Raw genomic sequence first — 15,639 nt, forward strand, 5'->3', positions numbered from 1 at the left:
CTTAAAATTATAAAATTTTAAAACTGCTTGTCTTAGAATTTATAAGCAAAATTTCACGGCGAGGGTGCAATCTCATGAGCGAAAGCGGAGCCTTGCGAGTAAATGCCGAATCTCGCTAGCAAGTAGTAGAATCTCACAAGCAAACGCAGAATCTCAAGCAAAGATGAAATACTACAGTGAGAGCAGAATTCCACAGCAAAAGTAAAGCATATAAAATTTCATCATAAAATTCCGCCGCCCATATGCCCTTACTTTTTAGTAATTTTATAGAATAAATTTCCTATGCTTTGGATTATCTGCACAAGTACGATCAGGATCACGACGGTGTATGCCATTATATCGGGGCGGAAGCGCTGAAAGCCGTAGCGGATCGCCGCGGTGGTACCGATGCTAGTACCCACAAGAAGCTTTGTAATTTGGCGATACGAAATTTAAAATTAAAATTTATCTAGCATTAAAACTTGAAATTTTAAGAAATCAAGCAATTTAAATTTAGATTTCTTAAATTTAATTCTATAAAATTTTAGCCTTTGCGGTTACGGATTTTATTTTAAGCTCATATACTTTCGTGCGTTTTAGGGATGCTTTAGAGGCGAACTCCACGCGCGACATATAGTTTGGGGTGTATTTTTTGCAAAGTATCCGCAGAGCGTAAATTTTACGCTCGTCATCTAACACTTCGTTTGCTTCGCAAACGGCGATCGCGCTGCGGTACTCCGTCGTATAAACTCTAGAGCCTAAAGCGGCAGCGTCATTTGCGATAGATCGGTATTCTTCGTCGCTTGGGGTAGGAACGCGGTTGTAGCTAACAAAAACCGCCGTTACCGCACGTCCGTTTTGAAAGAGTTTCGCCTTTGTGCCGGCAGGTGCGCCGTGGATATAAATAACGTCTGCATCGCGCACCGGCGAGATAGGCACGCTAAAAATTTCGCCGCTCTCATCTATGCAGCTAAGCGTAGCGTATTCGCTCTCGTCGATGATTTTTAACGCCTCATCTTCGCTTAGCTGCCTATCTCGTCTGCGCATTTAGTCCATCTGGTTGCGTAGGAATGCGGGCTCGTCGAGCTCGTCGTAGGTCTCGTCTCCGTTAAAATCGCCGCTACTTACCTTTTGTCTAGAAAAGATAGAATTTCGACCCATGCTCTCTAAAAGCGCCTTCCTGCGATCCGCTACGTTATCGCTGGCGACCTGCTTTTTTTCCTCGATGCTCCTTTCAAAGCCGGTGGCGATGAGAGTAACCTCGACGCGGTTATTTTCCATCTTAGGATCGGTGGTGGTGCCCCAGGTAACGTCGGCATCCTTATCTACGGTATCTTCGATGATATTCATCGCAGATTCGATCTCAAGCAAGGAGCAATCAGGCGACATCTTAAAATGTACTAACACGCCCATAGCGCCGTGGATGGAGGTATTATCCAAAAGCGGAGATTGGATCGCGCTTTTTAGCGCTTCTTCTGCCGCGCCATCACCTTCGCTAACGCCGATACCCATAAGCGCCAAACCGCGGTGAGTCATTACCTTTTTGACGTCGGCATAATCGACGTTGATATCGCTATCGCCTGATTCTAAGATCACGGAGATCATACCGTTTACGGCTTGGAATAGGACATTATCTACGATTTTAAAGGCATCTTTTAGACCGGTTTTTTTATCGATGATCTTCAATAAATTTTGATTTGGGATAACGATTATGGAATCGCACTCTTTTTTAAGCTCTTCAAGACCCTCTTGTGCTAATCGCATGCGCTTTTTGCCCTCAAAACCGAAAGGGGTGGTAACGACGCCGATAGTTAGCGCTTTTTTCTCTTTCGCAGCTTTTGCAACGATAGGCGCAGCGCCCGTACCAGTACCGCCACCTAGACCGGAGCCCACGAAAACGATGTCGGAGTAGTCCAAGCGGTCTTTAAGATCGTCATAGTTCTCCTCCGCAGCCATCTTAGCAAGCGCTGGATCCATACCGCAGCCAAGGCCTTTGGTGGTGTTTTCGCCTAGTAAAATTCTAGTATTTGCGATCGATTTTTCTAACGCCTGCGCGTCGGTGTTAGCCACCATAAGCTCAACGTCGGTTTTGGTAAATCCTTCGCGGATCATATGATTTATCATGTTGCATCCGCCGCCGCCGACGCCGATAACCTTCATCTTGGCACCGTAGATGCCCTTTCTTTCTTCCATACTATATCCTTTCACGAGTATCTCCTTAGCTTAAAATTTAAAACCAATTTTTCATAGACGACCAAATTTTATTGAAAAAATTCTGTCCGTCTTTTTTGGGAAGTTGGATATTTAGATCCTCCTTCTTAGCCGCACCGCTATCCGCTCTGATGCCCTCTTTTTCTATCGCCTTGCTGACCTCTTTTTCATAATATTCGTTCACGTTTCGTTTCGGAGCCTTGTTTATAACTTCGTCTTTGTAGCGGAGTTTGCCGTTAGAGTCCATCTCGTAAGGGGTAAATTCGCCGAAGCCATACATGCAAAGTCCTAGTGCGCAAGAATTTGAAATATCATCAGCAATCTCGTGTAGACCGCCTACGCTTTTTGCTCTTGCAACCCTAACGGAAGTGTTATCAAAAACTATCGCCGCTAGATCGCGCACGTCATCCAGCTTCGCCATGCCGCCGGTGATCACGATACCTGCGCCTATGCGGTCTTTATAGCCGCTTCTTTCGATCTTATCTGCTATCATATCGAAGGTCTCTTTAACGCGAGCAAGGATTACTTGAGAGATGATCTCAAGGCTTATTATGTGATTTTCCGATTCGCTATCGCCTAAAGCAGGCAATTCAACTTCGCTATTGCCTTGATTAATTAGATCGTTGTAGGTGATCTTTATATTTTCCGCATATGGAAGCGGCGTGTGCAGAGCGCGCGATAGATCGTTAGTAACGTTATTGGAGCCGAACATCACAACATCGTTATAACGTAAGGAATTTCCCAGGTGGATGACTATATCGCATGTAGCGCCGCCCATATCGATCAGTACGACACCTAGCTCCTTTTCGTCTTTGCTAAGCGTAGATATGGAGGATGCGTAGCCTGAAAGGACGATGTTATCGACCTTTACGCCTGCCATCTCGACTGATTTTTTCAAATTCTTAATCGAGCTTTCCGGCGCGATGACGATATGTGTGGATACCTCTAGGCGCGTGCCACTCATACCGAGGGGGTCTTCGATGTGTTCCTGCTCATCGACTCTAAAATCATACGGAAGCACATGCAAGATTACGCTATCACTAGGCACGTTTGCTTGCGCTTCGGCAACCTGCATGGCACGCTTTATTTCATCTAGTCCGATCTCATTTTCCATAGTTATGACGCCGCGAGATTTGACGCTTTTGGCATATGAGCCAGAGATCGATATAATGGCTTTATCATAGCTTCTACCAGCGCCTTTTACTGCTGCTTTCACCGCCTGCTTTATTGAGCCCGCGGCCTGCTCTATGTTTGTTATGACGCCCTTTTTGATACCTAAAGTATCGGCTCCGCCAACGCCTAAGACCGTAAAAATGCCATCATTTTTAGCGATTATCGCGCGAATTTTAGTTGAGCCTATATCTAGACCTAAAATATACTCACTCACTGTCTTTACCTTTAAAATATCTTTCGGTTTTATAGCGCTTTTCTAGCATTTTGGTTAGATCGTCTTGCAGATTGGAATTTAATAACGTGGTTATCCTATCGGCTACGATCGTTTTTTCTTTATCTATCTCTTCGCTGCTACCTAGGCTCTGCTGTGAAATTTTATACACTACGGCTTTGTTATCAAACATCACTATCCCTTCTTTGGCAGGCTTATTAAACATATCAATAAGAAATTTATAAAATTCGTCATCGCTTAGCTTGGTATTGTTTTTACTACTTAGAGATAAGGTGCCGAAATCTTCGCCTTTGAAATTTTTAAGCGCATCTTGGGCTCTTTTTTCAAGTAGCTCTTTACGTTTTTTTGTTTCAAATTCTTTAGAAGCCAAAGACTTAGCTTCTTCGAAGCTCATCTGCCTAGGCTGTTCTACACCGTTTAGTTTAGCAATCAAATATCCGCCCTTGTATTCGAAAGGCTTGATGACATCTCCTGGCTTTGCCACCTCGATCTCAGATACTGGAAAATTGCTAGCCGTAGCAACTATGGTTTCATTAGTATCGATTTTGCCTTTTTTAATATCTGGAAAATCTTTTTTTGCGATTTTTTTAGCTTGATCCATTCGGTAATCTTTTAAGACGTTAGGTTTGGCTTCTGCAAAATCCAATAATTTATCATCCAGGCTTCTATATTCGCCTCTGTGTTCTTCATAAAATTTACTTAGTTCGGTCTCATTCACATCGGCATTGCTAGGCGCCACAAAATATGTTCCTAGAGTATATTTTTTCTCGGTCATAAAATGTGATTTCTCGCCTTCCCAAAATTTCTTTAGCTCGTCGTCATTAAAAGTGACGTTAGCATCGGCGTAGATTATCTCTGCAGAAACCTTATCCTGCATCAGCTGCGATGCTGCAAATGCTTCTACGATCTTAGGGTTAGGCGTTATTTTTAGCGCTTTGCCGAGCTTTTCTAAAGTTAGGACCTTTTGTAGATTGCGCTCAAATTCCTTTTTAGTAAGTCCTGAATTCCTTACGACATTATCGTAAAGTTCCTTACTAAATGCGCCATTTTCTTGGAAATTCGGCGAGTTTAGCACAAATTCCGCCACATCTTTATCACTAGCCTGAATGCCTAAATCTTTAGCAAAATTTAGAAAATACGCTTCGCCGATTAGCTGATCTACTGCGATCTGATCTAGATGCATATTTTTGGCTTGTTCTTGAGTAAATTGCCCATCGCTCATAGCGTTTAATCTATTGTATAACTCGGTTGATTTTATCTTATATTCTTGATTCGTTATTGAAATCTGCCCTACTCTAGCGATTGAGCCTGCGCGGTTAGCGTTCATATCATATGCGCCCCAGCCGACGAAGCCTGCGCCCACGAAGGCTATCGTGCTTATCCAGATCGTCGGTATAAGCGACTTCTTATGCTTTTGCATCCATTCTATCATCTAAATCCTTAAATAGCTAACTAAAGAAATTTTTTGTTAGTAATTATACAGATAAAACCTTATGAAAGGCTGAAAAATAGGCATTTTTGGCGAATTATAACGCGTTAGTAAATGATTTGGTATACATTAATCTTAGCTTAGCAAAAGTAGCTTCGAACTCATTTCTAAAATCGCTATTTTTTTCGCCATTTGCTGCGCGCTCCTTGCATGGGCAAAAACCCCATAGCCTCGGATCACCATTATATCGCTATTTTCATTTATCATATAGTTACAAATTTCATACGGCGCGCGCTCGTGCCAATCGTCGTAGTTCTTAGGATCGTAAATTTCAACGCGCTTAAATTTGCTTACCCCAAAGTAATCTCGTGGCAAAATAAAATCATGCTCCAGCGTATATGCGACAAGATACGGCGGTGTCGCGTAGGTTACGAATTTTGCCTCTTTTATATTTTTGTAGATATTTATATGTATATCGCTATCGATGCTAGCATCCTGCCAGCGGTAGTCTTTTTTTGAAAACAGCGTTATAAAATCATCCCTATCCAGGCTATCGAAAATCGCGTCTTTTTTGTTGATCAAAAATTGATTTTCTTTAATTTTTGCTGAAATCGAGCCGTGAAAGATTCCAAAAAGCCTATCTCTAAACATCGAAAGCGAAATTTTGCGTAAAATTTCATAATAATACTCGTCCATCTCTCGCCTTTGTAAAAAATTTCGCTATTATATAGGATTAGAAATTTCAAAAGGATAAATTTAAGTGCAAGCTCCACATATTCCGGTACTTTTTTCGCAGACGATCGCAGCATTTTCGCAGCTTGAAGACGGCTATGTTATCGACTGCACGCTAGGCTACGGAGGGCACAGCGAAGGCATTTTGACCGCTAATCCGCACCTTAAACTCATCGCTTGCGACAGAGATGCCGAAGCGATAGAATTTTCGCGCGAGCGGCTTGGTAAATTTAAAGATCGCATAGAAATCCACAAAGCAAAATTTAGCGAAATTTTAGAAATTCTGCCCGAGCAAAAGCTCCGCGCAGTTCGTGGGATCTTAGCCGACATTGGCGTTTCGTCGCTTCAGCTAGATAAAAACTGTCGTGGCTTCTCCACTAAAAGCGACGCGCTGGATATGCGAATGGACGAGAGCGCAGCGCTAGATGCGGCGTATGTCGTAAACCGCTACTCACAAGCGGATCTGGCGCGCATTTTCCACGAATATGGCGAGCTAACAAACGCTAACGCAATCGCTGCTAAAATAGCTACTGCACGAGCTAACGCACCGCTAACAAGCGCCAAAGCTTTGGCAAATTTAATCGGAATAAAGCCCGTTAAAGGGCGCAGCATCAGCACGGCTACGCTAGCATTTCAGGCGATCCGCATCGAGGTAAACGACGAGCTTGGCGAGCTAAAACGCCTACTTGATCTCATCGAACAAAAATCGCGCGATTCAATTCTAACTAATGCAACTGTCGCTATAATCTCGTTTCATTCGCTTGAAGATCGTATAGTAAAGGAGCGATTTAAGGCGTGGGAGCGCGATTGCGTCTGTCCTAGAGAATTTATGCGCTGCGAATGCGGCGGCGGGCATTCGTTAGGTAAAATCCTAACCAAAAGCCCTATAACGGCGGATGCGCAGGAACTCGCGCAAAATTCTCGAGCCGCAAGTGCAAAGTTAAGAATTTTTCGACTGAAATGACCGCCTTTGATTGCTATGAATTTTAAATTTTGACGAAATTTTGTAAAATTTACAGATTTTGCAGGCATTAAATTTTAAAATTTTACGGAATTTTGAAATTCAGCTTTCAAAGATTCGCTTTAGAATTTATAATATTTTTCAGTGCTATTTTGAGTACCTAATAGCTAAATTATAAAATTTAGCGAAAAATTTAACGTTGAATTTTACGCTAAATTTAACGTATAATTTTATGAGATTTAACTACTGCATATTTTAAAAACTAAGTAGTAGCATAATACGGAACCTAGCGAAAGTTAAAATTTGGCGCCTAAAGCAAGTGGCGTAATGCCAAATCTAAGTCCTTTGCTTTAACGAAATTTTGTAAGCGAGCAGTAGTTTCATTGACATTTTAGATGATAGAGCTTATCTTGCAAGCGATATCTTTCGCTTAGCGTTTTAAGGCGCATCGAAGACGCAGTAAAAATTTTAAGCGGTTTTTCAGATTATTTGACAAAATTTTATAAATAGTCAATCTCGGTAAAGTGAGCTCGATTTTTACCTGTCAAAATGAATTTCCCAAGTAGGCGGTGCAAATAGGCGAAGACATTAAAATTTCGCTTGCCAAGATAGAATTTTGCAGATAGATAGCGGGTGAGGTAAATGAAATTTCGCCGCAAATGCAAAAACTATCAACGTAAAAATTTTAAACTAGACAGCGGGACTCAGCAGATAACTCTGCTGCTGATATAAATTTTGCAAGCCGGCAGCGTATAAAATGGGTAAAATCAGCATAATTCTGCTCGTTACGGCGGAATTGATCTTTACCTAAATTCCACGAGCCTGCCGCCGGTGCAAAGAGCGAGCAAAATTAACAAAAATAGCCCGTTAAAGTGAAATTTTGCTTTTGCTGGCCGAGATATAATTTTGCGAGTTAAGATAAAATTCCATTTACCGAGGTAAAATTGCAAAGAAAAATTTTGCTCGTAGCTTTGCTTTTAAATTTTACCTGGCTCATTGCTGGGCGCAGGCGAGCTGCGGGTTTCGAGCTGAATTCATCTTGACGCAGGCGCTTTGGCGGCGAGTAAAGATAAGATCGTGGTTTTAAATTTATGGAGATTTAAAATGAACAAATATGAATATTTTGCCGACGACGATGACGGGCACGACTTCGCAGGAACATCTGATTTAGCGGGTATAGAGCTTGCGAAAAGACGAGCTATGGAGGATCTGACGGATGAGGAGCTAGAGGATAAGCTTGCCGCGGATCTTTCCGTAAAACGAAACTACGCGGGCGCAGCGGGCGGTTACGACGATTTTACCGGCTTGGAATTCGAAAGTTCAGGCTTTACAAATACCCAAAACTATCTAAATTCCGAAAGCGGCGGAACAAAATTTAATAAAAGCAACAAAGTCAAATTAAAAGGACGCGACGACGCAAATATTTCAGCCACTCGCGGCAGCGATAATTCCAGCGGAGCGAGCTACGGCGATTTTGCAGGTACCAATTTTGTCGGCAAGGCGGATTACGCGGCGTTTGCAGATGCAAGCTTTACAGGTACACAAAATCAAAATTACGCAGATCTGGGCGCGCATGATTATGCAAGCCTTGCCGCAGGGCGCAGCTATGGCAGTTTTGCTGGCGCACAAGACGAGCTACTACGCAACTACGATGCCGAGAAAAAAAAGGAGAAAAATCTCACGCTTTATCAGCTTTTAGTCGTTTATCTGCTGATCGGATTTGCGTTCTTGCTGACGGTGCCGGCGATTTACATCCGCAACGAAATTTATTACATCAGCCGCGACATCGCCGCGCTTCGCACTAAACACGAGGTTTTGCTTGAGGAAAATCGCGCGCTTAACAACGACATCGAATATCTGCGCTACAAAAATGAAATTTTAGATCCGCAAAGCGTGCAAGAAAATGGGCGCTGATGGGATTTTGCTCGCGGCGTTTGCATTTTTTGCTGCGCTAGTGCTTGCCCTGCTGATCGCGCTCGTGCTACAAAACCGCCGCATAAGCGATGCAAACTCCACGCTTAGCGAGCTTTTAAACGAAAGGCTCACAGCTCAAAGTGCAAGAGCAAGTGCCGAGCTTTTTAAGCTAAATCAAAGCCTAAACGACGGCTTTAACGATAAGCTCTATTATCTTAATAGATCCCTAGGCGAGGGTTTGCAGCGCCAAAATAGCGCGCTTAGCGAGAATTTAAGCTCGCTGGATCGCGGCTTTAAGGACATAGCGGAAAATTTAGCGCGAATGAGCGAGCAAAATAAAACTTCGCTTCAAGTGCGTGATGAAATTGCAAGGCTAAACGCGATTTTAGGCAACGTCAAGCTGCGTGGCAACTTCGGCGAGTACCGATTAGAGAGAATTTTATCGATGATTTACGGGCAAAACGCCGAGTTTTACGAGCTGCAAAAGCACCTACCAAACGGCAAGGTCGCAGACTGCGCGCTACATATCGCAAAAGAAAAAATTCTTTGCATCGACTCAAAATTCCCACTTCAAAGCTATGAAAAGATCATCGCCGCCTCCGCCTCAAACGACGCCGCAGCGCTTGCTAGTGCGGATAAACAGCTAGCTGCCGATATGAAAAAGCACGCCGCAGATATCGCGGAGAAATACATAATACCGCCTCTTAGCACGGAGTTTGCGGTGCTATTTGTGCCCAGTGAGGCGGTTTTCGTCTATGTCTGCGAGAAGCTGCCGCAGGTACTTGAATACTGCGCGCAAATCGGCATTTTTGCGGCATCGCCCACGACGCTGCTGGCGCTTTTAGGCACGATCCGCACCTTCGTAAAAGACGAGGCGCTCGCGCAAAATATAAAATCGGTAAAAGATGAAATTTACGCGCTAAAATCGGACTTTGAGACGCATGCTAAGTATGCGACGGCGCTTCAAACATACGCAGATAAGCTCGCCGCACAAGCGGAGCTTTTAAATAAAAATGCAAAATCTCTAAAAGCCCGCTTTGAGCGTTTTAGCGAGCTGTAAGGTGGGCAAACGTAGCGTACAACACGGCGCTTCGAGCGGCCTTAGCACGCCGTAACGCGGCGGAATTTTGCAGGCAGACGAGTGGCATTCAAATTAAATTTGCACCTCGCCTATTTTGCAAATAAAATTCCCATTTGGGGTAGATAGATAGAATTTAAAACTCAGCTTAATGGATTTGTTACGCGAGCGAGCAGAATTCAAAGGCTGTCTGACGCGCATAAAATTTGATTAACTAAATTTCATGGACGCACGAGCTAATTCAATCCGCCCAAGTATTAAACGCACACCCTCATCACGATGTGGCAAGATCAATCGCTACGCTTTCCGCCCCCAGAAATTCGGCGCTGCTATACCAAAACAAAATTTGACGCCACATTATTGCGTACGTAATTTGCGGTTGCAGGCAAAATTCTACATTTCAGAGGCAGAATTCATGATTCATGAGCGAAATTTCGTATTTTGGCAAAACTTTAAAAAGCGGCTTACAGGCCACTATGAATTTCAAACAGCAGCGCTGCGAGCAGGATTAGCCGTTTGACGCTAAGAAATTTATGGGCATTGCGCGGATATAATTTCATATTTTGACAAAATTTCAAAAAACTATTTGCAAGCGCGCAAAATTAATCCACAGTCCCGAAAGCTCATAAATTTGTATTTTACGGCGACACAGGAACCTCGCGCATTAAATCGTAGCCAAGATCAACATCGCGCTAATACGCGGTGGTGCTTTGGATGGTAAGTGCGAGCGAAAGCAAAAACCGCGGCTACTTGCAAACTCAAACCCTTGCTCCGTATAAACAAGCCAAATAAAATTCTACGCCGAATATTTTTTGTCACCGTTCGTAAAATTTCAACGCAATTTAGCTCGCGAAATTTTATCAGCCGCAGCAAGTGGCGTAAATTTTAAATTTAACTCGCGAAATTTTAAAGTCGTAGCATTTTGAGCAGCTAAATTATCGGCAAAGGCCTTAAACTCTTGCCTATCATAAGGCTTTAGCTTTTGCATTGCAGGCTTGCACGGCTTTCTAAAATTATCGCCGGGCAATTCGGCGTTTATTCGGAGTAAAATTTCAAAAACGGACGCGAATCTCAAAACATACGCCGTATTTAAAAAACAGAAAGATTAGGCGCGCAATCTTACGCGGCGGCAAGATGAAATTTTAAGTTCGACGCGGCGCCAAAACACACAAAATTCTCTTGCGAAATAATAAAATTCTAAGATTTCTCGACAAAGATTAAAGCCATAGCACCGCAAACCCACCGAAAACCTTCGCGCTAAAAACCCAAAAAATCTCGCTGCTATAGTCTCAAAAAACCGCGTATCTTAAAATTCTGCGAGTAAACTGAAATTACCAAGCGCCTTAAAACCGCATGCGCAAGCAAAAAAATCGCACTGCACCTTAAAGCTACCCTAACGATCTCGTTTTACCGCCTTTATATGCCGCGAAAATCGCGTAGCAGGTCAAAACCGAGCAATAGAATTTTAAAGGCTTGATTTTACGATCGATCCAAGCGCCTAGGCGCCAATTCAAATCCACTCGATGAAATATATATTTATATTGAGGCTGCGAGGCTTTGGCAGACACATAAACGGACATAACAGCCAACTCCACGTGACGGAATTTTTAGTGCGACTTTGCAACTTCAAGGCTTCGCGCCGATCCAATTAATAAATTGCATGCCCCTTAACCAATGCAGCGCGAGTATGTGGTGTCGTCATACGATTTACTGCAACCTTGACGCGCCAAACTAAATGCGGGCATGAATAGGCACCACGCTATGCTTCACACCGCGACTTTGCATAGCTAGATCCAAACGTGCGTAATAAATTTTAGATGCTTTTTTGCTTCGCGCAAAATTTTCAATAGTTTTTAGAGATTTTATAAAATTTTGAGCGCTTTGCACCGCTGCGCCGCAGTCATGTTTATACTAAATCACGCTCAATCCGCGCAAGTTTATTTATCGGTCGCGCAATTTTCATTGTAGTAGGCGATGGTGCGCTCGTACTCGTCGTAAGTCTGTATATAATCGTTCGCAACGCTTGGGTTTGCGTATCGATCCTCGACCGCTAAAAGCTCCGCTTCGAGCTCTTTGTAGCGCTCATAAACCTCTGCACAGGCGCGATCGTGAGCGTCGCCTTGCAAGATTATAGATTTATCGGAGCCCGCGCAGCCTCCGAGCCCTAAAACGACGGCGCAAAGCGCGCCGCATAAAATTAAGCTTTTCAAAATTTTTTCCTTATTCCAAGTAAATAAATTCGGCGTAAAAATAGGTGTGGTTATAAGCCGAGTTCCGTTACAGCGGTCATTTATCTAGACCGATTTTTGCAAATCGGTTCAAGCGAACGGTTCGAATATAAGACGAAACCACCCGTTCTTGCTGCAGGTTGGGTTTGCATTGCCGCCCGTGTCTCCACGCGCGCGGTGGGCTCTTACCCCGCCCTTTCACCCTTACCGCTTGCGCGGCGGTTTGCTTTCTGTTGTACTTTCCCTAGGGTTGCCCCCGGCGTCCGTTAGACGCAACCTTGTCTTATCGCAGCTCGGACTTTCCTCTCCTTGCGGAGCGACCGCACGCCACACCCGAGCGCAATTATAGCTTTTTTGGCTTAAATTTCAGGACTCGTGGAATTTAAGGGGTGGAATTTTTGCGTGAGCGCGGGATTTCGGTACGTGATCTGCGCCGCTGCGAAATTTCAGTGCGGCGAAACAGATCGTCGCGAAATAAAATTTTATCTGCGACCGAGCCGAATAAAATTTTAAATTTGAAATTCTATGACTTAGACAAAACGTCGCGCTTCCTGCGATAAAATTTTACGAAATTTCATAAAATTTCATCGCCGCATAAATTTAAACCCACGCAGTCGGTTTTAATATTTCGCAAAATTCTGCGCGGCGCGGCGCGATTTGACGTGGGGCGTGGCGTGGCGCGAGCCCTATTATGCAGCGCGGTGCGATGCGGCGTGACGTAGCGCAAGTGCGGCGTGAACCCTACCCTACGGCACCGTTTGGCGCGGCATGAGCCCTACTTCGCGGCTCGGTTCGGCTCAATCCTCGTCCGTCGCGGCGCCCTCGAATATATCTCGGTGCAAAATTTCTTCCAAAACGACCGTCGCGTAAGAGCCTTTCGGCAGGTAAAAACTGAAGCTAAAATGCGCATTTTGCGCATCGTAGGCGTGCTGTACGCGCTCCATAAAGCTCCACGCAAACCTGCGCGAGCCGTTCATCTGCGCCTCAAACTCGCGGGCAGGCGCGAAAATTTCATCTTCAAATCTGCCGCCAAGCCCGCTAGCTCGCAGCTTTGCTCGCCCCACGATAAGGCCTGCGCTCGTGATTTCTCGCCTCGAAAACCGCTCGCACTCAGCGCCCAGATCGTCGCAGCTAAAAAACGCGCCGTGCGGAAAATGTCCTAAAATCTCGCCCCTTAGCAGCTTAAAAAACTGCGGCTGAGCCGCGATCTCGCGTGCCTCATCTTTGCTTAGTTCGTAAATTTTAGCAAACTCGCCAAGGTTAAATTCAGCCGCAAATTTTGAAATTTCGACCCGCTTGCTGAGCCAGCGGTTGAAAAGCTCGCTCTGATAGGCGCTGATTAGAAAGTCACGCATTTTGGGGTTTTTAAGCCGCCTCTGTCCGCGCAGCACCTCCTCGCCCTGCGCTGCGTTGTCGCCGAACTTACCGAAGCGCTGATAGCCGAAATAGTTCGCAAAGCCCTCGCGCCCTAGCGTATCTAGCGCGGCTGCTAGCTTGACGGCGTCGGGCGGTAGGACCTTTTTTAGGCGGATGAAAAAGTCGTTGCCCTTAAGATGGCCGATTTTAAGCTTGTTTTTGTGCCTTTGCACGCTTAAAATTTTAAGGCTTTCGTGCGAAAATCCGCCCAGCGCGGGTTCAAATTTAGCGAGCATACTAACGTGCTGTGTCGTAAGACCCTGCTTGTCCTTAAGCCCCGCGTAGCCGAACTCGCGCATCTTAGCGCCCGTGTGTTCGCTTAAAATCCGCAACGCCTCGTGCGTGCTGATGCCCTTTTTTTGCAGCAGCAAAATGCAGTGCTCGCCCTCATTGCTAGGCTCGTAAAGCGGCACTTCGCGCACGACGAAATCGCTGGAGTTTTTACTAAAATGCGCATTTATCGGCGCGTGATTTAAGGTGTATAAATTTTTCATAGCCAGCCTTTGCGTTAATATAAGGCTCAATTTTATAAAATTGAGCCTAAAAAACTCATTATTAAGGCAAATTCTAGTATCATTCGACATAAAAAAAGGATGAAAAATGCTAATCAGGCTCTTTCGCTTCGATCCTCGCTGCGACGTCGCAAGCTACTTCAAGCCCTATGTTTATGAAAGCGCACCCTTTGCCGATCTTGCGGCACTGCTTGACGACATCTGCGCGCACGATCCCTATTTTAACGCGCAGGGAGTGGAATTTGTAAAAATCGGGGGTACCACCGTAAGCGTAAAAGAGCCGCTAGATACGCTTATAGCGCACTTTGGAAGCGAGCTAATCATTGCGCCTCTTAGCGAAAAAGAGGCGATTAAAGATCTGCGCTGCGAGCCGCGAGCATTTTTGGATAAATTTAAAGCCTTTGAGAGCATCGCGGACGTCTCTGATTTCGAGTTTTACAAAAGCCTCGCGCCCTATTTTTACTCGACGAAAATCCCCGCATGCTCGCAGGAGTTTTTAGGCAACAGCGCCTTTATCTTCGCGCACCGCCTGATGCAGACGCACCCGAGCGAGCGTATGAGGATTTTGGAGATCATCGAGCCGCAGATGGCGTATTTTACGAAGTGCGACGCCGTGGGGATGGAGTTTGACGACCGCGCGGCATACAGGGCGTTTTGCGATATTTTAAAATTTGAGCCTGCGCGCAGTAATAAAATTTTAAGCGCGCAGAGCATGGCGGAATTTGACGCAGCGGGCGCGAAGCACGATTTTAGAGGCTTTAACGTCGCCGTGTGGTACGACGAGGCTGCGGAGGGGCTCGCTATCAGGTTGGGCGCGCAGATCGTGCACTTTGAATGTGAAGGCGCGCCGCTTGGAGCGCAGATATATGAGCGCGAGCGGGAGTGCGCGCTGCGACTGGGCGGCGAAATTTTATTTGACGCGTTTGATAGCGGAAGCGACTTCTTGCTCCTGAATTCCAAGCTTGCGCTTGATTTTTTAGACGGCAGAAGCGATGAAATCCAAAGGCTTTTCGGCAGAGATCTCGCGGACTTTTATCTAATTGCGACGGATGAGCTCATCGCTCTAGCTCGCGGCGAGAGGCCCGACTTTTCGGCGCGCAAATTAAAGCCGACGCTGATTTAAGCGGACGGGGTTTTAAAATTCCAAAATTTTATCTATTTGGTTGCTTTTGGAATTTCACTACTTTAGCCGCCTTACTGTCCATAATTTTTTAAAAAATTATCCGCAAAATCGTGCTTACGACAAGCCCGAAAATGCTTAAATATACGCTAAGCCCCTTTTTAAAACAAAATTCCGACCGAAATTCTAATACACGCAAGCATTCTCAACCGTGCAGAAAAGTTACGACTTCGTGTTCTTTTGGTAAATTTTCTCTACCGTCAATACCGCGATTACCATATTCCGTTAGAGCTTCCTTTAAAATTTTATAAAGCTCGTCCAATGGAATTCCGTCAATACTAGAATTTATATTTTCTAGCTTATATTTGATAAAAAATGGATTATCGACTAGCATTTTACTTGTGGTTTCGTCATAAATTCGCCTTATATCAAGCTCGATAACATTGCCCTTATAACATAAAATATAAATCTCCTCGCCCGTAAATCCATCTCGTGGATCTGGTAAGCATGGATCGCAAACGAACATAAACCAAATATCTCTCTGCCTATCGACGACCCAATCAAGCTGTGCTCTATAGCTATATCGCTCAAAGGTGTTCTGCAACGATATTTTATTCTATATTTATTCACGATATTTACGACATTATATTTCTC

At 44.6% G+C, this 15,639-nt stretch carries 13 protein-coding genes, 1 other RNA gene and 1 pseudogene; 4 read left to right on the top strand and 11 right to left on the bottom strand.

Going from position 1 to position 15,639, the window contains the following annotated elements; genetic code table 11:
- Positions 1-248: 248 nt before the first annotated feature.
- The 6 genes and pseudogenes from Q0224_RS03115 to Q0224_RS03140 all read right to left on the bottom strand — a co-directional run.
- Positions 249-374, bottom strand: a pseudogene (locus tag Q0224_RS03115) (methionine ABC transporter permease); the annotation flags it as partial.
- Positions 375-513: 139 nt separating this feature from the next.
- Positions 514-1,026 carry a pyridoxamine 5'-phosphate oxidase family protein gene (locus tag Q0224_RS03120; RefSeq protein ID WP_297949019.1) on the bottom strand — a complete coding sequence of 171 codons (513 nt, stop codon included), beginning with the start codon at positions 1,024-1,026 and terminating at the stop codon, positions 514-516.
- Positions 1,027-2,187 carry a cell division protein FtsZ gene (gene ftsZ / locus Q0224_RS03125; protein ID WP_040303139.1) on the bottom strand — a complete coding sequence of 387 codons (1,161 nt, stop codon included), beginning with the start codon at positions 2,185-2,187 and terminating at the stop codon, positions 1,027-1,029.
- A 22-nt stretch (positions 2,188-2,209) separates the two neighbouring features.
- Positions 2,210-3,577 carry a cell division protein FtsA gene (gene ftsA / locus Q0224_RS03130; RefSeq protein WP_177389106.1) on the bottom strand — a complete coding sequence of 456 codons (1,368 nt, stop codon included), beginning with the start codon at positions 3,575-3,577 and terminating at the stop codon, positions 2,210-2,212.
- On the bottom strand, positions 3,570-5,027 hold the full coding sequence (locus tag Q0224_RS03135; RefSeq protein ID WP_297949020.1) for a peptidylprolyl isomerase: 1,458 nt from the start codon (positions 5,025-5,027) through the stop codon (positions 3,570-3,572). Before Q0224_RS03135 ends, ftsA begins: the two co-directional genes overlap by 8 nt.
- A gap of 132 nt (positions 5,028-5,159) precedes the next feature.
- A complete protein-coding gene (locus Q0224_RS03140; protein WP_297949025.1) occupies positions 5,160-5,720 on the bottom strand; it encodes a class II aldolase and adducin N-terminal domain-containing protein in 561 nt (186 codons plus the stop codon).
- Between the two features lie 64 nt (positions 5,721-5,784).
- Between Q0224_RS03140 and rsmH the strand changes: the two genes are divergently transcribed.
- From rsmH to Q0224_RS03155, 3 genes are all read left to right on the top strand, one after another.
- Positions 5,785-6,720 (top strand): 16S rRNA (cytosine(1402)-N(4))-methyltransferase RsmH, encoded by a 936-nt coding sequence (gene rsmH / locus Q0224_RS03145; RefSeq protein ID WP_297949026.1) that lies wholly within the window; start codon positions 5,785-5,787, stop codon positions 6,718-6,720.
- Positions 6,721-7,821: 1,101 nt separating this feature from the next.
- Complete coding sequence (locus tag Q0224_RS10955; RefSeq protein ID WP_366939500.1) at positions 7,822-8,631, top strand: hypothetical protein; 810 nt, start codon at positions 7,822-7,824, stop codon at positions 8,629-8,631.
- A complete protein-coding gene (locus tag Q0224_RS03155; protein WP_297949028.1) occupies positions 8,621-9,691 on the top strand; it encodes a DNA recombination protein RmuC in 1,071 nt (356 codons plus the stop codon). The genes Q0224_RS10955 and Q0224_RS03155 overlap by 11 nt, the downstream gene beginning before the upstream one ends.
- An 850-nt stretch (positions 9,692-10,541) precedes the next feature.
- Here the strand turns inward: Q0224_RS03155 and Q0224_RS03160 are convergent.
- The 4 genes from Q0224_RS03160 to truD form a co-directional block, all read right to left on the bottom strand.
- Entirely contained in the window at positions 10,542-10,784 is a 243-nt protein-coding gene (locus tag Q0224_RS03160) for a hypothetical protein (protein WP_297949030.1), read from the bottom strand.
- An 862-nt stretch (positions 10,785-11,646) separates the two neighbouring features.
- Entirely contained in the window at positions 11,647-11,919 is a 273-nt protein-coding gene (locus tag Q0224_RS03165; RefSeq protein WP_297949031.1) for a hypothetical protein, read from the bottom strand.
- 37 nt (positions 11,920-11,956) lie between these two features.
- Positions 11,957-12,273, bottom strand: an RNA gene (gene rnpB / locus Q0224_RS03170) — RNase P RNA component class A.
- 461 nt (positions 12,274-12,734) lie between these two features.
- Positions 12,735-13,847 carry a tRNA pseudouridine(13) synthase TruD gene (truD, locus tag Q0224_RS03175; RefSeq protein WP_297949032.1) on the bottom strand — a complete coding sequence of 371 codons (1,113 nt, stop codon included), beginning with the start codon at positions 13,845-13,847 and terminating at the stop codon, positions 12,735-12,737.
- A gap of 106 nt (positions 13,848-13,953) precedes the next feature.
- Here truD and Q0224_RS03180 point away from each other — a divergent pair, with 106 nt between their 5' ends.
- Positions 13,954-14,988 (top strand): hypothetical protein, encoded by a 1,035-nt coding sequence (locus Q0224_RS03180; RefSeq protein ID WP_297949034.1) that lies wholly within the window; start codon positions 13,954-13,956, stop codon positions 14,986-14,988.
- A 202-nt stretch (positions 14,989-15,190) separates the two neighbouring features.
- On the opposite strand, the gene Q0224_RS03185 is transcribed toward Q0224_RS03180, so the two are convergent.
- On the bottom strand, positions 15,191-15,589 hold the full coding sequence (locus Q0224_RS03185) for a hypothetical protein (RefSeq protein ID WP_297949036.1): 399 nt from the start codon (positions 15,587-15,589) through the stop codon (positions 15,191-15,193).
- Between the last annotated feature and the right edge of the window lie 50 nt (positions 15,590-15,639).

The organism is uncultured Campylobacter sp., from assembly GCF_938002845.1.
Classification (GTDB): domain Bacteria; phylum Campylobacterota; class Campylobacteria; order Campylobacterales; family Campylobacteraceae; genus Campylobacter_B.

Coding starts and splice junctions, on each gene's coding strand:
- truD (WP_297949032.1), bottom strand. CDS start 13,847: ATGAAAAATTTATACACCTTAAATCACGCGCCGATAAATGCGCATTTT.
- Q0224_RS10955 (WP_366939500.1), top strand. CDS start 7,822: ATGAACAAATATGAATATTTTGCCGACGACGATGACGGGCACGACTTC.
- Q0224_RS03155 (WP_297949028.1), top strand. CDS start 8,621: ATGGGCGCTGATGGGATTTTGCTCGCGGCGTTTGCATTTTTTGCTGCG.
- Q0224_RS03120 (WP_297949019.1), bottom strand. CDS start 1,026: ATGCGCAGACGAGATAGGCAGCTAAGCGAAGATGAGGCGTTAAAAATC.
- Q0224_RS03135 (WP_297949020.1), bottom strand. CDS start 5,027: ATGATAGAATGGATGCAAAAGCATAAGAAGTCGCTTATACCGACGATC.
- Q0224_RS03140 (WP_297949025.1), bottom strand. CDS start 5,720: ATGGACGAGTATTATTATGAAATTTTACGCAAAATTTCGCTTTCGATG.
- Q0224_RS03180 (WP_297949034.1), top strand. CDS start 13,954: ATGCTAATCAGGCTCTTTCGCTTCGATCCTCGCTGCGACGTCGCAAGC.